Consider the following 19,829-nt stretch of genomic DNA (forward strand, 5'->3'; position numbering starts at 1 on the left):
TGCTGAAGAGGTAAAGAAAATAAATTAATTTCAGGAGGAAGATTAATGATAGCTCTAGGATGTGATCACGGTGGATATGAATTAAAACAGGAGATTAAGAAATATCTGGATGAGAAAGGAATTGAATATAAAGATTATGGATGTGACAGTCTGGATTCCGTAGATTATCCGGTATATGCAAAGAAGGTTGCACATGCAATTCTTGACGGCGAATGTGAGAAGGGAATCCTGATCTGCGGAACAGGTATCGGAATTTCCATTACAGCAAACAAGTTTAAAGGAATCAGAGCTGCAGTCTGCACAGATTGTTTTACAGCAGAGGCTACAAGACTTCACAATGATGCCAATATCCTTGCACTTGGCGGAAGAGTGGTAGGACCTGGGCTGGCATTGAAGATTGTGGATACATTTTTGAATACACCGTTTTCCAACGATGAGAGACATATCAGAAGAATTAATCAGATAGAGACTGAATAAGCCATAAAATAAGAAAACTGATAAAACAGCCAGAGCCTGCATGATTATAGTAATTCTCTCACATGTATGATGAATGGGAATTGCTGTAGAGTAAAGTGTGAAGTTCTGGCTGTGTCAGTTATAAACAGACAATGGTTACTGTTTGCTCCGTTCACAGTAACGGACAATGTGCTACTTTTATGAAGCAGATGAATGGTGAAGTATGTGAAGGGGAGGTGTGGAAAATGGATGTAAATCATAAACGCACAGATTATTTATCATGGGATGAATATTTTATGGGAGTTGCCATGATGTCAGGGATGCGTTCCAAGGATCCGAATTCTCAGGTAGGTGCCTGTATTGTGAGTGAGGATAATAAAATCCTGTCCATGGGTTATAATGGTTTTCCAAAGGGCTGTTCAGATGATGAATTTCCATGGGCAAGAGAGGGTGACAGTCTTCATACGAAATATTTTTATGTGACCCATAGTGAATTGAATGCGATTCTTAATTACAGAGGAGGAAGTCTGGAAGGTGCAAAGCTTTATGTGTCTCTTTTTCCATGTAATGAATGTGCCAAGGCAATTATTCAGGCAGGTATTAAGACGATTGTCTATGACTGTGATAAATATGCAGACACGCCGGCAGTGATCGCTTCCAAGAGAATGCTGGATGCAGCCGGGGTCCGTTATTATAAATATAACCGGACAGGACGTAAGATTACAATAGAAGTGTGATTTTGGCATATTCATGCCAAAACACCTCGCAGGATAGTGGTGTGTGAACAGTAACCATTACTGAGAACAGAGTGAATAGTAAACAGATTTTACTCTTGACACATCAATTTATTTCAAATAGAATATAACCAAATGCGAAATATATATATAGCGATGAAGAGAATAGTACATAAGGAGCAATCCCAGAGAAGAGTCCCGGAGAACAGCCGGTTGGCTGTGAAACAGTGGTGGAAGGATTCTGTGCGTGAATTATGGAACCGGCCTCGGAGCTCCGTACAATTGAAGTACGGCGTTTTTCCTGCGTTATCGGAAGAAGAGCGAGCAATGTGCAGGCATTTGGGCACAGTGCTAATTAGGGTGGTACCGCCGAAGCCTTTCGGTCCCTTGTGAGGGATGCAGGGCTTCTTTTTTTCGTTTTTTATAATATGACAGATTTTGCCGGATTATAAAAAAGCAGATTTTTGTACTGTGAAGCAGATAGGGAAATTTATTTATAGAAGAAAAATAAGAAGAATATGCATTCCGCCGCGACTATATCCTGATGCACTGTCAGGATCAACACAATCACATAAAAAGGAGAAGTAATCATGGCAAACAACAAGAAACTGGTAGAAGCCATCACATCCATGGAAGACGATTTCGCCCAGTGGTATACCGACGTTGTAAAGAAAGCTGAACTCTGCGGTTATACCAGCGTTAAAGGCTGCATGGCAATTAAACCTGCAGGATATGCAATCTGGGAAAATATCCAGCACGAACTGGACAGAAGATTTAAAGAGACTGGCGTACAGAATGTGTACATGCCAATCTTTATTCCGGAATCTCTTCTTCAGAAAGAGAAAGATCATGTAGAAGGATTTGCACCTGAGGTTGCATGGGTAACTCATGGTGGTCTGGATCCTCTTCAGGAGCGTCTGTGCGTACGTCCAACATCAGAGACATTATTCTGTGATTTCTATGCAAAAGAAATCCAGTCCCACAGAGACCTGCCGAAGGTATACAATCAGTGGTGCTCTGTAGTGCGCTGGGAAAAGACAACACGTCCGTTCCTTCGTTCACGTGAGTTCTTATGGCAGGAAGGCCATACAGCTCATGCTACAGCCGAGGAAGCAGAAGAGCGTACTATCCAGATGCTGAATCTGTATGCAGATTTCTGTGAGGAAGTACTTGCAATCCCGGTTATCAAGGGACAGAAAACAGACAAGGAGAAATTCTCCGGTGCAGAAGCTACTTATACAATTGAATCCCTGATGCATGATGGAAAAGCTCTTCAGTCCGGTACAAGCCATAACTTTGGCGATGGATTTGCAAGAGCATTCGGCATCCAGTATACAGATAAAGAAAATAAACTTCAGTATGTACATCAGACATCCTGGGGAATGACAACACGTATGATCGGTGCTATCATCATGGTACATGGTGATAACAGTGGTCTGGTGCTGCCTCCGAGAATCGCTCCTGTACAGGCAGTGATCATTCCGATCCAGCAGAGAAAAGAAGGCGTTCTTGAGAAAGCAGATGAGATGTTTGCAGCATTAAAAGCAGCAGGAGTCCGCGTAAAAGTAGACGACACAGACAAGAGCCCGGGATTCAAATTCGCAGAGCAGGAAATGCGTGGTATCCCGATCCGTATTGAGTGCGGTCCGAAGGATATCGAGAATGGTCAGGCTGTGATCTGCCGTCGTGATACAAGAGAGAAATATACTGTTACATTTGATGAGCTTGTGGAAAAAGTACAGGAAATCCTGGAAACAATCCAGAAAGATATGCTGGAGCGTGCACGTAAGCACAGAGATTCCCATACTTATGTTGCTACAAACTATGAAGAATTCAAAGATACTATTGTTAACAAACCAGGCTTCGTAAAAGCTATGTGGTGCGGTGACCGCGCATGTGAGGACAAGATCAAAGAAGATGTTCAGGCTACATCCAGATGTATGCCGTTTGAGCAGGAACACTTAAGTGATGTCTGCGTATGCTGTGGAAAACCTGCCAAGAAGATGGTTTACTGGGGCAGAGCATACTAATCAATAAGAAAATAAAGAAAACCGGCAGCAGAGATATCTGAGTGCCGGTTTTCGGGGTTAAGAATAAATAGAAGAAGATAAGGATGGTCATATGATTCTGGAAATACCGAAAAACGCGGAAATAATTTTGCATATACTGGAAAAAGCAGGCTATGAAGCCTATGTGGTAGGCGGCTGTGTGCGTGATTCCATTCTGGGACGGAGCCCGGATGACTGGGACATCACCACATCCGCAAAGCCGGAGCAGGTCAAGGCTTTGTTTCACAGAACAGTGGATACAGGTCTGCAGCATGGAACAGTGACTGTTCTTATGGAAAAAGAAGGATATGAGGTCACGACTTATCGTGTAGATGGTGAGTACGAGGACGGCAGACATCCCAAAGAGGTCACCTTTACAGCAAGCCTTGAGGAAGACCTGAAACGCCGGGATTTTACCATCAATGCAATGGCATACAATCCTTCTTCAGGACTGGTGGACCTTTTCGGCGGACTGGAGGATATTGAGAGAAAAATCATCCGCTGTGTGGGAGATCCGCTGGAGCGTTTTACAGAGGATGCACTGCGGATCATGCGTGCAGTCCGTTTCAGTGCGCAGTTGGGCTTTGCCATTGAAGAAGAGACTCGTAAGGCACTGAAGGTTCTGGCACCGAATCTGAAGCATGTCAGCGCAGAGCGGATTCAGGTAGAGCTTGTGAAGCTCCTGATGTCTCCTCATCCGGATTATCTCAGGGTGGCTTATGAAGCCGGGATCACAGCTGAATTTCTTCCGGAGTTTGATGCATGTATGACAACATCCCAGAATACGCCGCACCACTGTTATACAGTAGGGGAGCATATCCTGCACAGTCTCTGTCATGTACGTGCAGATAAAGTTCTCAGGATTACCATGCTGCTTCATGACATTGGAAAGCCGGTTGTCCGGAAAACAGATGAGAATGGAAGAGATCATTTCAAGATGCATGGGATTGCGGGAGAAAAGATGGCTGCACAGATCCTGCGCAGGCTGAAATTCGATAATGATACGATCCGCAAGGTAACCCGTCTGGTAAAATGGCATGATGACAGACCGGATGGAACGACAAAGGCAGTGCGCAGGGCAGTGAACCGTATCGGTGAGGATCTCTTCCCATATTATCTGGAAGTGCAGCAGGCAGATATGCTGGCACAGAGTGATTACAGACGCGCAGAGAAGCAGGAACGTCTGGATAAGGTGAAAGAGGCTTATGAGACGATCATTAATGAACATCAGTGTGTATCTTTAAAAACTCTGGCAGTGACAGGGAAAGATCTGATTGAAGCCGGTTATAAGCCGGGTCGTGAGATAGGAGAAACGCTGAACCGTCTGCTGGAAGTAGTACTTGTCGATCCACAGAAGAATCAGAAAGAGATATTATTGGGTCTGCTTGATGAGAAATAGTGCAGTTTTATGGAATGGTCAGTATATCAGAATATAGTAAATAACTAAAATCCGGGGGTATATCCACCGGATTTTCTTCATATGTATAGAAAGAATTAAGATGATTAAGAGGGGGATATGTCATTGTATGATTACGGACTTGGCACTTTGGCTCAGTATGAGCTGACAGCAGACCGTTCTGCAAGGACAAGAGGAGCTTTACTCTGCTATACAGCTCAGGGACTTCTGATCCTGAGGGAATTTCACGGTTCTGAAAAAAAGCTGGAAAAACAGCAGGAGCTTTTGCTGAGACTTCAGGAAAATGGTATAAATACCGATTATTTTCTGCGGAATAATCAGGAAAGTCTGGTCAGTAAAGATAAGACTGAACAAAGGTTTACACTCCAGCACTGGTATGAAGGAAAAGAGTGTGACACAAAATCCCGGGAAGATATTTTAAAAAGTGTCCGGACACTGGCAAGGTTACATATTTTAATGAAAATGGAACCTGTGGAGGAATACAGGGAAAGATCTCTCAGGGAGGAATATCTCCGGCACAATCAGGAGCTTCGTAAGATACGCAAATTTATACGGAACAAAGGAGCATCCAATGTATTTGAGAAAAATTATCTGGCAAGTGTGGAGCAGTTTCTTGAAAGGGCACAGTATGCAGTAAAGCTTCTGGACGAGACGGATTATGATGATCTCAGGGAAAGGGCATGGCGGGAAGGACAGGTATGTCATGGAGAATATAATCAGCATAATATTCTGATGCTGAAAGGTGATCATTTGGGGACAGCAGTCACAAATTTTGGTCACTGGAGTTTTGATATTCAGGTAGCAGATTTGTATCGTTTTATGAGAAAAATACTGGAGAAATATAACTGGAATCTGGAACTGGCAGGGGAAATGCTCAGGGAATATCATAAAATCCGTCCAATCTCGGCAGAAGAGTGGAAAAATCTGCGTGTACGTTTCACTTATCCTGAAAAATACTGGAAACTGGCAAATTATTATTATTCACACAAAAAGGTGTGGATTTCAGAGAAAAATGTGGAAAAGCTTCAGAATCTTATCAGACAGAGAGAAATCTGGGAGAATTTTGCAGAGGAATGTTTCAGGGATTATCCTCGTTACTGTTCACTCCGTTCACAGTAACGTAGCCAAAATTCATTCCAGATTGCCTGCGGCAATGGAATTTTGGCTTGTATGTCTCGGGATTTTGGCATATTCATGCCAAAACACCTCGCGGGATAGTGGTGTGTGAACAGTAACTTATCCTCAGTAACACAGAGCTGAACAGTTACGAAAAACCTTGACAATATGGGGAAAAAGGTATATATATAGAGGATAGAGCTCTGTCGCTTTTGGCAGATGCCACCAAACAAGAAAGAGATCATTAGAGGAGGAAACACCATGAATAAAACAGAATTAGTAGCAGCTATGGCGAAAGAGACAAACTTATCCAAGAAGGACGTAGAAGACGTTCTGAAATCTTTCGTTGATGTCGTTTCTAAAGAACTGAAAAATGGCGGAAAAATCCAGTTAGTAGGATTTGGTACATTTGAAGTAAGTGAAAGAGCTGCTCGCGAGGGAAGAAATCCTCAGACTGGTGAAACTATGAAAATCGAAGCTTCTAAATCACCGAAATTCAAAGCTGGAAAAGCATTAAAAGATATGGTTAACGGTAAATAATAAAGGCGATAACCGGGGGAACGAAAGTTCCCCTTTTTTGATACTCCGGCGGAGTAATTCGTGAGTATCCATTTACATGACATTTACAGGAGCAAAATATGAGATTAGATAAATACTTAAAGGTGTCACGTCTGATCAAACGCCGTACAGTGGCAAACGAAGCATGTGATGCAGGAAGAGTTCTTGTCAACGATAAGCCTGCCAAGGCATCTGTACAGGTAAAGACGGGAGATACTATTGAAATCCAGTTCGGAAGTAAGAATGTCAAAGTAGAAGTACTGGATGTAAAAGAAACTGTCAAAAAAGAAGATGTAGAGAGTATGTACAAATATCTTTGATTCCGGATGGTAATTTGCAGCTTTTGGCATTTATGCAGTGGGAACATATAAATTTTTAACATTTTATTGTCTATTTCCATTTTCCGGCACATAAACTACTGATAAGTAACAGATTGGCAGGTCATAGTTTCCGGAGGCTGTGACCGGGAGGCGTCTGTGGAAGAGAAGAAGATACTTTCAACTCACAGCCTGATGCTGGAAAACCGTCAGAACGGGAGAATTACCGGGGTAAAGGATATTAAATCCTTTGATGAAAAAGAAATCCTGCTTTTTACACAGGCAGGGAAACTTGTAATAAAGGGAGAACAGCTTCATGTGAAGCAGCTTGATTTGGAAAAGGGAGAAGTAGATCTGGAAGGAAAAGTGGACAGTCTTACCTATCTGTCAAAGAATACAGATAACAGGGATGAATCCTTATTTAGAAGGATGTTCCGGTGAGAGATGAGTGCATTTATTCATCATGAATTACTTCTGCTGCTCCGGACAATAGCTGTGGGTGCTGTTCTCCTTTTGTGTTATGATCTGCTGGCTGCATTCAGGAATGTTTTTGCACATTCGGATAAAGCTGTCGGGACGGAAGACATTCTATACTGGCTTTGTTGTGCCTTTTTTGTTTTTTCGGAGATTTACAGGAGCAATGAAGGAATCCTGCGTTTTTTTATGGTTTTAGGCTTTTTATCCGGAGCGTATATCTGCCACAGGATTCTAGGAGATATTTTTGTAAAATGCTGTACGAAATTTATGGAGATTCCTGTAATAATTATTAAATTTTTGATAAAATGGTTGCTATTTCCGGTCAAAAGATGTAAACTTCTGTGGTATAAAGCGTATAAATGTGCTAAAAAAGGAAGGCTGGCAAATTGGGTAATTCTAAGAAAAGGAAGAAAAAAAAGAAAGTAGGGTATAACTCTCTTGGAATGATTGCGATTGCGCTGGTTGTTTTAGTCCTTCTGGGAGGACTGATGCTAGAAAGTAATGACCTTAAGGAACGCCTCACAGGATATGATGCTAAGGCCGCCACTCTTCAGCAACAGATTGAAGATGAGCAGACACGTACAGAAGAAATTGATAAATTAAAGAAATATATGGAGACAGACGAATATGCAGAAGAGGTTGCCAGAGAGAAACTGGGACTTGTGAAGGACAATGAGACTGTTTTTAAGAAACAGCAGTAACAAATGTCGAAAACTTTTACGAAGGATTCGTCTGCGTTTGACAGATATTTCAGAAACCCTTCCATATAATATCTGTAACTGTTTAGTACTTTGTGAAAGAGAGGACTGTTGAACAGTTATTGAAATTCTCTGATAAAAATGCAGTAGTCTGCTATATACAGGGAATGAATAAGGGGAGGGGAGAATATGCAGGAATGGATGATTGCCATGCTCGTTATCAGCATTATGCTGATCATACGGGACATGGCAAAAACTATTTTAGCAGAAAATCTGCCGGATACAGAAGAACTGCCGTCTCTGCAGGAGGGCCATCCTCAGAAAGAGAGGGTGGAGAAGTATGCGGCATCTTTTCAGAAACTGGCAGATACTTTCTACGGGATGCCTTATCGGAAAGATTATCTGAGCAGCAGGCAGGTTGAGCAGATCATTGAGGATACAAATGCAAAGGTATGCAGCAGATGCTATCAGAGGGAAATCTGCTGGGGAGAACACAGTCAGGAACTGGTGAAAGGAGTGGAGGCACTGGTACGTTCTATGGAGAGTGGAAACGAGGAAAATGTCAGAGGCATCCGCGCTGACTGGACAGGCATATGTCCCCGTTCCGTACAGTATTATGAGACGGTTGCAGAGAATTTTCAGAAAGAAAGGCAGAACCTGATGTGGGATAACCGTATGATCGAGAATCGGCTGGCAGTAGCACAGCAGCTTATGGAAGTCTCACATATCATGGAGAACGTAGCCAGTGATCTGTATGACCTGGAGCGAGTGACGCCGCAGTTTGAAGAAGAACTTCGCAAGGGACTGAGAAAGAGCCATGTGATCCTTCGCAGGGCATGGATGATGAATAAGGTGAAAGGACGTAAACAGATTTTTCTCACCATGCGTGCCAGAAGCGGTCAGTGTATTTCCATGACAGAGATCGCACAGCTTCTTTCAAAATACTGTGAAATTTCCATGGTACCTGTAAATGGGAGCAGATGTATTGTAAACGGAGAATATCACACTGTACATTTTGCTGAGGATGTAAGCTATCAGGTTCTCTATGGAACGGCCAGGCTTACCAGAGAAGAAGAGAAGGTTTCCGGAGATAATTATATATGTAGACAGGAGGATGGCGGCAGGTTTGTTATGTGCCTTTCGGATGGCATGGGCTCAGGGATGGAAGCATGCAGGGAGAGCGAGACAGTTGTGGAACTTCTGGAACAGTTTATGGAGTCAGGATTTTCCCAGGAAACGGCAGCAAAGATGGTAAATTCTGCTCTGGTACTCAAAGGAGAGGAGGGTATGTTTTCTACAGTGGATATCTGCGCAGTGGACCTGTATACAGGAATCTGCAATTTTCTGAAGGCGGGGGCTGCGTCTACATTTATCAAAAGAGATCACTGGGTGGAATCTATTACTTCTGAAAGTCTGGCCGCAGGGCTTGTACAGCAGATTGATTTTGAGACAGCTACCAGAAAGCTGTACCATGGGGATTACCTGATCATGATGACAGATGGAGTCCTGGATGCATTGCCTGACCAGAAAGAGGAGGAAACCATGAAAGAAATCATTATGGATGTTCATGAGGAATCACCGAAAGATTTCGGCAGGGGAATACTGGAACGGGTGCTGGGATACAGCGATTATCATGCACGGGATGATATGACAGTGCTGGTGGCAGGCGTGTGGAAAAAATAATGCTGCGGATACTAGAGCGTGTCTGAAAAAGGCTTTCTGCAAGATGTGCGTCACAATTTGTGGGATATTTTGCCCGGATGAGGGCGCCGTAGCGGGCTACGGCAACTGAATTCGGGTGAAATATCCCGCAAAGTGGGGCGTGCAGATTGCGGGAATGATTTTTCAGACATGCTCTAAGATAGAAAAGGAAATCAGGATAAAAATGGAAAGAGAAATTCTTGCTTATATAAAGCAAAACAGGATGATCGGAAAAAATGATGTGGTCCTGGCAGGAGTGTCCGGCGGAAGTGACTCTATGGCAATGCTCCGCATTTTAAAGGAGCTTCAGGGAAAACTGGATTTTACATTGAGAGTAGTCCATATACATCATGGAATACGTGGAAAGGAAGCGGACAGGGACCAAAGCTTTGTGGAAAACATATGCCGGAAGTGGCAGATTCCATGTACTGTTTATTGTTATGATGTTCCGGGATTGAGCCGGGAGTGGAAGCTGGGCGAGGAAGAGACGGGAAGGATTGTAAGAAAAGAAGCTTTTCAGAGGGAAGCTGCCGTCTGTGGGAGAAAGGACAGTGAGATAAAAATTGCATTAGCGCATAATCAGGAGGATCTTGCGGAAACTATGCTTCATAATCTGTGCAGAGGAACAGGTCTGCGGGGACTATGCACCATGCGCCCTGTAGACGGAGAGATTATCCGCCCGATTCTGTGCTTAAGCCGGGACAAAATTGCAGAGTATCTGAAAGAAAAGAAGATTTCTCATATTCAGGACAGCACCAATCTGTCAGATGAATATACCAGAAACCGAATCAGACATAATATTCTTCCTATGTTGGAACGGCAGGTCAATGGAAAGGCAGCGGCACATATGGCAGAGACTGCGGCAAGGATTTCCCAGGCAGAGGAATATCTTACGCAGCAGAGCTGCCTGGTGTTGAGCGAGTTTCAGAAAGGTAAGGGATATTACTTTACTGAAAAATTTTTTATGGAGCCTCAGATCATTCAGGTTTATGCATTACAACAGGCAATGGAACAGCTGGCAGGCAGACGGAAGGATCTGGCAGCTGTTCACTATGAGAAGGTTCTGGAACTTTATGAAATGCAGACTGGAAGACGGATCAGCCTTCCTTATCACATGGAAGCCAGAAGAGATTACGAGGGAGTAAGACTTTGTCGGTACGGAGAGGAGAAGTCAGCCGGGATGATCGGTGAAAAGCATAAAGGTTCAGATATCCAAAACGGAAAAACAGTTTGCGGAAAAAATATATCAGACAGGGAATGGAAAATCAGAATTCCGGGGACTGTGACCAGTCCGCTGGGAATTTTTTCGGCAGAAATATTTTTGTATGAAGGTCAGAAGATTGAAGAAAAAAAGTATACGAAATGGATGGATTATGATAAAATAGAAAAGAATCCGTATATTCGCACCAGACGGACAGGAGATTATATGGTTATCAATGCGCAGGGGAACACAAAGAAGCTGAACCGCTGTATGATCGATGAGAAAATCCCGTCGGAATACAGAGACAGCATTCCGCTGATCGCATGTGGAAAAGAAATCCTCTGGATGGTGGGAAGTAGGATGAATGAGAGGTATAAAATTAACCCCCAAACCAGGAAGGTGTTAGTATTAAATTACCAAGGAGGAAACGAAAATGAGTGAGAAAATCAAAGTTTTACTCAGCGAAGAGGAAGTAGATTCCCGTATTAAGCAGATCGCAGCAAAGGTCAGCAAGGATTATGCAGGCAAGGAAATCCATTTAATCTGTGTATTAAAAGGTGGTGTATTCTTTACCTGTGAACTTGCAAAGAGAATCACAGTGCCGGTTTCTCTTGACTTTATGTCTGTATCCAGCTATGGTGATGACACCAAGTCCAGCGGTGTTGTAAAGATCGTCAAAGACCTTGACCAGCCACTGGAAGGAAAGGACGTTCTGATCGTAGAGGATATCATTGACTCAGGAAGAACATTAAGTTATCTCATCGAAATTCTGAAGCAGAGAAATCCAAACAGCATCCGTCTGTGTACATTGCTGGACAAACCGGAGCGAAGAGTCAGAGATGTAAGAGTTGATTATTGCTGCTTTAACATCCCGGATGAGTTTGTAGTTGGCTATGGTCTGGACTATGCACAGAAATACAGGAATCTTCCATTCATAGGAGTAGTGGAACTGGGGGAAGACTGAAAGGAGATTTAAGTAAGTGAATAAACAGCCAAGCAGAATTGGTCTGTATCTGGTGCTGATCATTGCACTGGTAGCCGGTTATTTTTATCTGAATAACCAGGTGGTTTCCCAGAGTAATTACACACAGAAGCAACTGGAGCAGGCTCTTGAAGACAACAAAGTGGTTGATGCGACAATTCAACAGAACAGAGAAGTGCCTACAGGTTCTGTGATCGTAGATACTACTGACTCCGGTCAGAAGAAGGTTTATGTGACAGATGTCAATCAGGCAATCGAACTGTTGAATAAATACGATATTGATATTACAACTCAGGATGTACCCAGAGACAATGTATTTCTGACAACCTTGCTTCCGGTTCTTCTCACAGGTGCCCTTGTGATCTTTCTGATCATGATGATGAACCGCCAGATGGCAGGTGGCGGTGGCGGCGGAAATGCCAAGATGATGAATTTCGGCAAGAGCCGCGCAAGAATGTCATCTCCGGATGATAATAAGAAAGTTACTTTTGACAAGGTAGCAGGTCTGCAGGAGGAGAAGGAAGATCTGGTAGAGGTGGTAGATTTCCTGAAATCTCCACAGAAATATACAAAAGTAGGCGCAAGGATTCCGAAAGGCGTGCTGCTTGTAGGCCCTCCCGGAACTGGTAAGACACTTCTGGCAAAGGCAGTGGCAGGAGAAGCGGGAGTTCCGTTTTTCTCCATTTCCGGTTCTGACTTTGTGGAAATGTTTGTCGGTGTAGGTGCATCACGTGTGCGTGATCTTTTTGAAGAAGGCAAACGCCATGCACCATGTATTATTTTCATTGATGAGATCGATGCGGTTGCAAGACAGCGTGGAACCGGTATGGGCGGCGGACATGATGAGAGAGAGCAGACACTGAACCAGCTTCTGGTAGAGATGGATGGCTTTGGTGTGAATGAGGGAATCATTGTGATGGCAGCGACTAACCGCGTGGATATCCTGGATCCTGCAATTTTGCGTCCGGGACGTTTTGACCGTAAGGTTGCAGTGGGACGTCCGGATGTGAAGGGAAGAGAGGAAATCCTCCGCGTTCATGCCAAGGACAAACCTCTTGGAGAGGATGTAGATCTGGCTCAGATTGCCAGAACAACAGCAGGATTTACAGGTGCAGATCTGGAGAATCTTCTGAATGAAGCTGCCATTGAAGCAGCGAGAAAGGGAAGAGGATTTATCCTTCAGTCTGATATCAAAGGTGCTTTTATCAAAGTAGGCATCGGTGCAGAGAAGAAGAGTAAGGTGATCTCTGAGAAAGAGAAAAAGATCACCGCGTATCATGAATCCGGACATGCGATCCTGTTTCATGTACTTCCGGATATGGATCCTGTCTACACGATTTCCATTATCCCGACAGGAATGGGAGCAGCAGGTTACACCATGCCTCTTCCGGATAATGATGAGATGTTTAATACCAAAGGAAAAATGCTTCAGGATATTATGACACTGTTAGGCGGGCGCATAGCAGAGGAAATTATCTTCGGGGATATTACGACTGGTGCATCCAATGACATCAAACGTGCAACTGCGACAGCCAGAAGTATGGTTATGAAATACGGAATGTCTGATAAACTTGGTCTTATCTGTTATGGTGATGACGATGACGAGGTATTTATCGGCAGAGACCTGGCTCATACCAGAAGTTACAGCGAGGATGTTGCCAAGTCCATTGATGAAGAAATCCGCCGTATTATCAGTGAATGTCATGACCAGGCAAAGAAGATCATTCTGGGACATGAGGATGTTCTGCACAAGTGTGCAAGTCTTCTTCTCGAGAAGGAAAAGGTGCACAGAGACGAATTCGAAGCACTTTTTACAACAGAAGATCCGGAAACAGAAAACAACAGTATATAATGTATACAAAAAAGTGTGCCAAATTTTGTGAAGTTTGTGCACACTTTTCTCTTGCCTCATGGTATTATATAAACCGTAAAAACCCCCCAATACATTATATAGTTTTTGCTACACCCCATAAGAAGAAATACCTTCTCCAAAAAAGCCAGCTTATCCCGCTGGCTTTTTTACTGTCTTAAAATATCATTACTGTTCACGTTATTTTCAGCAATGAAATATCTGCTTCGCCGGAATCCGGCAGTCCGAAATACTGTGACAGAATGAATGGTTGTGCAGAATCACTGAATATATAAGTATTTTTGGGAAAAACAGATGGTTGTCAGATGGTTTATTTTAGGATAAAATAATAAAATGATAAATGACAGAGAGGACTGGACGGAAATGGAATATGAAAAAGCAGATATAAAAAAAAGAATGCAGTACATCCTGAATATGCGTTCTGTGTTTAATAAAGAGGCGCTTTTCAGTGACGGAACAGAATATTACAGAATACCTGCAGAACCAAAGGCAGGAGATACAGTAACGATCAAATTCCGTACCCAGAGAAATAATGTAGATTCTGTATATCTGGTAAGCCAGGAGCAGCGTGTGCAGATGGAGATTTGCGGGACAGAGAACGGATTTGATTATTATTCTGCCCAGGTGACGATTGGAGAGGACATCTTCCGTTATTATTTTGAGATACAGTATGGATGGGTAACCTGTTATTACAATAATCAGGGAGTCTGTATGAAACATGAGGGCAGGATGGATTTTGAGATTTATCCGGGCTTTGATACTCCAAAGTGGGCCAAGGGTGCGGTAATGTACCAGATTTATGTAGACCGTTTTCTTAACGGAGATCCTACCAATGATGTTGTGACCGGAGAATATCATTATATTGGAGATAAGAGTGTACAGGTAGAACAGTGGAATAAGATTCCGGCAGTGATGGGTGTGCGTGAATTTTACGGCGGTGACCTGCAGGGAATTATGAACAAACTGGATTATCTGCAGGATCTGGGAGTCGAGGTTATTTATTTAAATCCGATTTTTGTTTCTCCAAGTAATCATAAGTATGACTGTCAGGATTATGATTATGTGGATCCACATTACGGCAGGATTGTAGAAGATTGTAATGAGGGAATCCTTCTTGTAGACGACGATGATAATTCCCATGCATGGAAATATATCAAACGTGTGACAGATAAGAAGAATCTGGAAGCAAGTAATGAGCTTTTTGCGAAACTGACAGCAGAGATTCACAGAAGAGGAATGAAGATCATTCTGGATGGTGTGTTCAATCACTGCGGTTCTTTTAATAAGTGGATGGACAGAGAACGTATTTATGAGAATCAGGAAGGATATCCGAAAGGAGCTTATGTTTCTGCGGACAGTCCCTATCGTAATTTCTTTTCCTTTAATGATCCTAATGCATGGCCATATAATACCTCCTATGATGGATGGTGGGCACACGATACACTGCCTAAATTAAATTATGAGGGTTCCAGAGAACTTTATGATTATATTCTTCGTGTTGGACAGAAATGGGTATCTGCTCCTTATAATGTAGATGGTTGGAGACTGGATGTGGCGGCGGATCTGGGACACAGCAATGATTTTAACCATCAGTTCTGGAAAGATTTCCGGAAGGCAGTGAAAGCTGCCAATCCAAATGCCATTATCCTGGCAGAGCATTACGGTAATCCGGAAGGCTGGCTGAAAGGTGATGAATGGGATACAGTCATGAACTATGACGCATTTATGGAGCCGCTGACCTGGTTCCTGACAGGTATGGAGAAGCACAGTGACGAGTATCGTGAAGACCTGTTAGGAAACAGTGAGGCTTTTATCGGAGCTATGAAAACGCACATGAGAGCGCTTCATATGTCTGCACTTCAGACAGCCATGAATGAATTGTCAAATCATGACCATTCCAGATTCCTGACCAGAACCAATCACAGGGTAGGACGAATTTCCTATGCAGGTCCGGAGGCGGCATCTGAGGGAGTAAATCCGGCAGTTATGCGTGAGGCGGTTACCATCCAGATGACCTGGCCGGGCGCACCGACTGTATATTACGGAGATGAGGCAGGACTCTGTGGATTCACAGATCCGGATAACAGACGTACTTATCCCTGGGGACGTGAGGATTATCAGATGATCGACTTCCACAGGGTAATGATCCGTATCCATAAGAAATATGAAGTGTTAAAAACGGGATCACTGGGATTTCTCTGGAATGATTATCAGGGACTTTGTTATGCGAGATTTTCTCATGATGAACAGATAATTGTGATCGTAAATAATCAGGAAGAAGGCAGGGAAGTGGAGATACGGTTAGGACAGGCAGGAATCAGCCGTCTGGAAGATACAAAGCTGAAACGTGTTGTCATGACATCTGCAGTGGGATTTACGGAAGAATGTAAAGAATACACAGCAGCAGCCGGAATTCTGAAGATCACAATGCCGGCATTTGGTGCAGTGGTCTTACATCATAAAAATTAACAAAATGCGAAGCAGATGATCTCATCCGCCTGGCCTGGACGGCAGCCTCTTACGGAAGAAGGGACTGCCGTTTTATAATATAACAAAAAAAGATCCAGACAAATGTCTGAACCTTTTAATGGATGGAGAAGGATTCGAACCTTCGAAAGCGTTGCTAACAGATTTACAGTCTGCCCCCTTTGGCCACTCGGGAATCCATCCTTAAACCGAAACTTATTATATATGAAATATTTAAATAATGCAAGCACTTTTTTATAAATTGCAGAAAATTATTATATATTGTGTATTGCCGGACTTTTTTGCATATTTTCCGGGGAATTTTGTTTGTCATTTTTTTGGCAAAAGAGTAGACGAAAAAGCAGAAATCTGGTAATATAACCATATCTGGATATAGATGTAATTCCATATCGGAGATTGATTAGGGTAACTGAGAATGAACACAGTTACTACAGATTAGGAGGAATTTATCATGTTAGTAAATGCAACAGAAATGCTGAAAAAAGCAAAAGCAGGTCATTATGCAGTTGGACAGTTCAACATCAACAACCTTGAGTGGACAAAGGCTATCCTTTTAACAGCTCAGGAACTGAACTCTCCTGTAATCCTTGGTGTATCCGAAGGTGCTGGTAAATATATGACAGGTTATAAAACAGTTGTTGGTATGGTTAACGGAATGATGGAAGAACTGAACATCACTGTTCCTGTAGCTCTTCACCTTGACCACGGCAGCTATGAAGGATGCTTAAAATGCGTTGAAGCAGGATTCTCATCCATCATGTTCGACGGATCTCATTACCCGATCGAAGAAAACGTTGCAAAAACTAAAGAACTGGTTAAGATCGTTGCTGAACACGGAATGTCTCTGGAAGCAGAAGTTGGTTCCATCGGTGGTGAAGAAGACGGTGTTGTAGGAATGGGCGAATGCGCAGATCCTCAGGAATGCAAGATGATCGCAGACCTTGGTATTGATTTCCTTGCAGCAGGTATCGGTAACATCCATGGAAAATATCCGGCTAACTGGAAAGGCTTAAGCTTTGAAACTCTGGATGCAATCCAGAAACTGACAGGAGAGATGCCTCTGGTACTTCACGGTGGCACAGGTATCCCGGCAGATATGATCAAGAAAGCTATCGACCTTGGCGTATCCAAGATCAATGTAAACACAGAATGCCAGCTTTCTTTCGCAGCAGCTACACGTAAATACATCGAAGAAGGAAAAGATCAGCAGGGTAAAGGATACGATCCTCGTAAACTTCTTGCACCTGGCTTCGAAGCAATCAAAGCTACTGTTAAGGAAAAAATGGAATTATTCGGATCAGTTAACAAAGCCTGATGATAACCTCATAAGTAAAAAATCCCGCATCCTTGTGATGTGGGATTTTTTTATGGACTCAAAAACCTGATGGGCTACGACAACCGAATTCGGACAAAATATACCGCAAAGTGGGGCGCGCAGATTGCAGGAATGATTTTTCAGACACGCTCTAAAGTAACAGGCGGTTGCAATCTGGAATGAATTTTGGCTACGTTACTGAGAACGGAGTGAACAGTAACAACAGGCGAACTGCATTTTACAAATTGATTTTTATCTCTCTATATAATAAAATAATTGCAGATATCTAAAATAAGGTGAAAGGAAGTAGCAGAACAAAGGATGGAACAGAAAAAAGCCTTAAATAGAAAGAAGCTGAAAGTGATTCTTGTAATATGTATCGTGATGATCGTGACAGCGGGAATCGGTCTGGCTGTTTACATACATCATGTGGATACTGTCACACTGGGAAGGAAAGTGAGTGTGTACAGGTTGGATGTATCGAAGCTTACTGTGGAAGAAGCGCAGCAGAAAATATCTGAAGCATTTCAGAATAAAACAATAACATTTCATGAAGATGGAAAGGATGTTTATAATGTTTCAATGGAACAACTTGGATACAGTCTGGATCAGGACATTCTGAAAAGTGCACTGGAAACATTGAAACAGGAGAGAAGCGGGACATTTAAACTTTTTGCATCACAGAGAGATTATAAGATTGATTATCAGATCATCAGAGATGAAGCGCAGGAACAGGCAGCATTGTCTGCGGATCATTTTGATGAAAAAGACAGAACAGAACCTACGGATGCACATATCCGATATAGTAAAAAGAAACAGAAATATGTGTTGGTGAAACAGGTTCCCGGAAATCAGATTGATGAAAACAGGCTATTAAGCTATGTGGAGGAAACTCTGGATAAAGATTTCGAAACAGAATTGCTTACATCTGATGTAAAGATGGAATTAAACGAGGAAGTTTACCGGCAGCCGGATATTGAAGAATCAGGTGAAATGAAGCAGAAGGTGAAGAAGTTAAACAGCCTGTTGAAAAAATACCGCAGTACAACAGTTTCTTATCTGTTTGGTGAGGAAACGCAGGTGCTGGATTCAGACACGATCAGTTCCTGGCTGCAGATTAAAAATAGTGGTATAAGCATTGATAAGGATGCGGCTGCAGATTACATATCGAATATGGCAAATAAATATAATACTATTTATGTGCCGCGTACTTTTCATACATCGCTGGGAACGGATGTTACGGTTTCTGATAATGAATATGGATACAGGATCGATCAGGATGCAGAGCTGACACAGCTTCTTGAAGATCTTAAAAGTGGTGAAAATGTATCCAGAGAGCCGGTGTACAGCAGCAGTGGCATGAAGAGAAACGGAACAGATGACCTGGCAGGCAGTTATATAGAAGTCAGTCTTGATTCACAGCATTTATGGCTGTATAAAGATGGTGCGCTGGTTACTGAAACAGATATTGTCAGCGGTGCACCCACACCGGAACGTGAGACTTACAGAGGAGCATGGCCGATTGCATATAAGGCAAGTCCGTTTACGTTAAGCAGTGAAGAATATGGATATGCGGAAACGGTAAAATACTGGATGCCGTTTGTTTATGGACAGGGACTTCATGATGCATCATGGCAGTCTGCATTTGGTGGAAACCGATATAAGACAGGACATGGAAGTCACGGCTGTATCAATCTGCCGGAAGATCAGGCGGCATTGATATATAATACAATCGATGGAGGATATCCTATTATTATTTATTAAAGATATATAGGATGGATTTTATCTATCTGATTAAAGAGAAAGAATAGAAGAGGTATAAAAATATGGAATTTCAGAATCTGATAGAAAAGAGACGGAGTGTTCGTAAATATGTAGAGAGAAATACGGTGACGAAAGATGAAATTTTGAGTATGATAAAAGCAGCTCAGGAGGCGCCTTCATGGAAGAACTCTCAAACAGGACGTTATTACTGTATTATGGACGAAAAGAATGTGGAACAGTTCAGACGGGAATGTCTGCCGGAAATGAATGCAGGGAAATGTGAGAATGCAGTGTTGCTGGTTAGTACTTTCGTACATAACAGAGCAGGTTTTCAGAAAGATGGAACAGCGGATAATGAAATTGGAAATGGATGGGGATGTTATGATCTTGGGCTGCAGAATGAGAACCTGATATTAAAGGCTGAAGAACTGGGATATGGAACTCTTATTATGGGGATCAGGGATGCGGATAAGATCAGAGAATTTTGTTCTGTTCCGGAGACGGAGACTGTTGTTGGGGTAATTGCGGTAGGAGTTCCGGGGGAAGAGCCTGGACGGCCGAAAAGGAAAGATACAGAAGAGATAGTGAAGTTTTTGTAAGATCAGTTAAAGGGGGACGCAGCCCCAAACAATTCTCTTCGGCTCGGTTTCGGGTCTTAAGAAAAACTAAGCCCGGGAAGATCAGCTAA

The 19,829-nt window shown here is 42.8% G+C and carries 19 protein-coding genes, 1 tRNA gene and 3 pseudogenes; 20 read left to right on the forward strand and 3 right to left on the reverse strand.

What is annotated here, in order from left to right; all coding sequences use genetic code 11:
- Nucleotides 1–45 precede the first annotated feature (45 nt).
- The 11 genes and pseudogenes from rpiB to LJE12_RS10020 form a co-directional block, all read left to right on the forward strand.
- Entirely contained in the window at nt 46–477 is a 432-nt protein-coding gene (gene rpiB, locus LJE12_RS09970; protein ID WP_008707935.1) for a ribose 5-phosphate isomerase B, read from the forward strand.
- Nucleotides 478–701: 224 nt separating this feature from the next.
- Nucleotides 702–1,193, forward strand: coding sequence for a deoxycytidylate deaminase (locus tag LJE12_RS09975; protein ID WP_008707937.1), 492 nt, complete (start codon nt 702–704; stop codon nt 1,191–1,193).
- Nucleotides 1,194–1,780: 587 nt separating this feature from the next.
- Nucleotides 1,781–3,220, forward strand: coding sequence for a proline--tRNA ligase (proS, locus tag LJE12_RS09980; protein WP_022380532.1), 1,440 nt, complete (start codon nt 1,781–1,783; stop codon nt 3,218–3,220).
- A 91-nt stretch (nt 3,221–3,311) separates the two neighbouring features.
- On the forward strand, nt 3,312–4,637 hold the full coding sequence (locus tag LJE12_RS09985) for a CCA tRNA nucleotidyltransferase (protein ID WP_227226901.1): 1,326 nt from the start codon (nt 3,312–3,314) through the stop codon (nt 4,635–4,637).
- Nucleotides 4,638–4,754: 117 nt separating this feature from the next.
- A complete protein-coding gene (locus LJE12_RS09990; protein ID WP_227292184.1) occupies nt 4,755–5,774 on the forward strand; it encodes a phosphotransferase in 1,020 nt (339 codons plus the stop codon).
- Between the two features lie 258 nt (nt 5,775–6,032).
- Nucleotides 6,033–6,311 carry an HU family DNA-binding protein gene (locus LJE12_RS09995; protein ID WP_008707945.1) on the forward strand — a complete coding sequence of 93 codons (279 nt, stop codon included), beginning with the start codon at nt 6,033–6,035 and terminating at the stop codon, nt 6,309–6,311.
- A gap of 98 nt (nt 6,312–6,409) precedes the next feature.
- Nucleotides 6,410–6,649 (forward strand): RNA-binding S4 domain-containing protein, encoded by a 240-nt coding sequence (locus tag LJE12_RS10000; RefSeq protein WP_008707948.1) that lies wholly within the window; start codon nt 6,410–6,412, stop codon nt 6,647–6,649.
- Between the two features lie 156 nt (nt 6,650–6,805).
- Nucleotides 6,806–7,087: a sporulation protein YabP gene (gene yabP / locus LJE12_RS10005; RefSeq protein WP_008707950.1), complete on the forward strand. Its 282-nt coding sequence runs from the start codon at nt 6,806–6,808 to the stop codon at nt 7,085–7,087.
- Nucleotides 7,088–7,090: 3 nt separating this feature from the next.
- Nucleotides 7,091–7,549, forward strand: a complete 459-nt coding sequence (gene yabQ / locus LJE12_RS20625; protein ID WP_173697447.1) for a spore cortex biosynthesis protein YabQ — start codon at nt 7,091–7,093, stop codon at nt 7,547–7,549.
- Complete coding sequence (locus LJE12_RS10015; protein ID WP_022380528.1) at nt 7,510–7,824, forward strand: FtsB family cell division protein; 315 nt, start codon at nt 7,510–7,512, stop codon at nt 7,822–7,824. Before yabQ ends, LJE12_RS10015 begins: the two co-directional genes overlap by 40 nt.
- Nucleotides 7,825–8,067: 243 nt before the next feature.
- Nucleotides 8,068–9,477: pseudogene (locus LJE12_RS10020) on the forward strand (SpoIIE family protein phosphatase); the annotation flags it as partial.
- On the opposite strand, the pseudogene LJE12_RS20630 reads toward LJE12_RS10020, so the two are convergent.
- Nucleotides 9,377–9,610: pseudogene (locus tag LJE12_RS20630) on the reverse strand (DUF6783 domain-containing protein); the annotation flags it as partial. The pseudogenes LJE12_RS10020 and LJE12_RS20630 sit on opposite strands and share 101 nt — an antisense overlap.
- Here LJE12_RS20630 and tilS (LJE12_RS20635) point away from each other — a divergent pair.
- The 5 genes and pseudogenes from tilS (LJE12_RS20635) to LJE12_RS10040 form a co-directional block, all read left to right on the forward strand.
- A pseudogene (gene tilS, locus LJE12_RS20635) lies at nt 9,548–10,318 on the forward strand (tRNA lysidine(34) synthetase TilS); the annotation flags it as partial. The pseudogenes LJE12_RS20630 and tilS (LJE12_RS20635) sit on opposite strands and share 63 nt — an antisense overlap.
- A gap of 570 nt (nt 10,319–10,888) precedes the next feature.
- The gene (gene tilS / locus LJE12_RS20640) at nt 10,889–11,164 is read left to right on the forward strand and encodes a tRNA lysidine(34) synthetase TilS (RefSeq protein ID WP_334298106.1); all 276 of its coding nucleotides are present in this window, start codon (nt 10,889–10,891) and stop codon (nt 11,162–11,164) included.
- Nucleotides 11,157–11,687: a hypoxanthine phosphoribosyltransferase gene (hpt, locus tag LJE12_RS10030; protein ID WP_020993437.1), complete on the forward strand. Its 531-nt coding sequence runs from the start codon at nt 11,157–11,159 to the stop codon at nt 11,685–11,687. Before tilS (LJE12_RS20640) ends, hpt begins: the two co-directional genes overlap by 8 nt.
- 16 nt (nt 11,688–11,703) lie before the next feature.
- On the forward strand, nt 11,704–13,557 hold the full coding sequence (ftsH, locus tag LJE12_RS10035; RefSeq protein WP_020993436.1) for an ATP-dependent zinc metalloprotease FtsH: 1,854 nt from the start codon (nt 11,704–11,706) through the stop codon (nt 13,555–13,557).
- Nucleotides 13,558–13,908: 351 nt separating this feature from the next.
- A complete protein-coding gene (locus LJE12_RS10040; RefSeq protein ID WP_008707961.1) occupies nt 13,909–16,044 on the forward strand; it encodes a glycoside hydrolase family 13 protein in 2,136 nt (711 codons plus the stop codon).
- Nucleotides 16,045–16,163: 119 nt separating this feature from the next.
- On the opposite strand, the gene LJE12_RS10045 is transcribed toward LJE12_RS10040, so the two are convergent.
- Nucleotides 16,164–16,245 (reverse strand) — tRNA-Tyr (locus LJE12_RS10045).
- Between the two features lie 268 nt (nt 16,246–16,513).
- Here LJE12_RS10045 and fba point away from each other — a divergent pair.
- Nucleotides 16,514–17,377 (forward strand): class II fructose-1,6-bisphosphate aldolase, encoded by an 864-nt coding sequence (gene fba, locus LJE12_RS10050; RefSeq protein ID WP_008707962.1) that lies wholly within the window; start codon nt 16,514–16,516, stop codon nt 17,375–17,377.
- Here fba and LJE12_RS21070 read toward each other — a convergent pair.
- Nucleotides 17,360–17,500, reverse strand: a complete 141-nt coding sequence (locus LJE12_RS21070; RefSeq protein ID WP_306441474.1) for a DUF6783 domain-containing protein — start codon at nt 17,498–17,500, stop codon at nt 17,360–17,362. The genes fba and LJE12_RS21070 overlap by 18 nt on opposite strands.
- On the opposite strand from LJE12_RS21070, the gene LJE12_RS20645 reads away from it, so the two are divergent.
- The 3 genes from LJE12_RS20645 (at nt 17,447) to LJE12_RS10060 (ending at nt 19,740) form a co-directional block, all read left to right on the forward strand.
- On the forward strand, nt 17,447–17,560 hold the full coding sequence (locus tag LJE12_RS20645; RefSeq protein ID WP_320055412.1) for a DUF6783 domain-containing protein: 114 nt from the start codon (nt 17,447–17,449) through the stop codon (nt 17,558–17,560). The genes LJE12_RS21070 and LJE12_RS20645 overlap by 54 nt on opposite strands.
- A 138-nt stretch (nt 17,561–17,698) precedes the next feature.
- Nucleotides 17,699–19,141, forward strand: coding sequence for a L,D-transpeptidase family protein (locus LJE12_RS10055; RefSeq protein WP_008707964.1), 1,443 nt, complete (start codon nt 17,699–17,701; stop codon nt 19,139–19,141).
- A gap of 62 nt (nt 19,142–19,203) precedes the next feature.
- Complete coding sequence (locus LJE12_RS10060; RefSeq protein WP_008707965.1) at nt 19,204–19,740, forward strand: nitroreductase family protein; 537 nt, start codon at nt 19,204–19,206, stop codon at nt 19,738–19,740.
- Nucleotides 19,741–19,829 lie beyond the last annotated feature (89 nt).

The organism is Blautia sp. DFI.6.71, assembly GCF_020593585.1.
GTDB classification, from domain to species: Bacteria; Bacillota; Clostridia; order Lachnospirales; family Lachnospiraceae; genus Blautia_A; species Blautia_A wexlerae.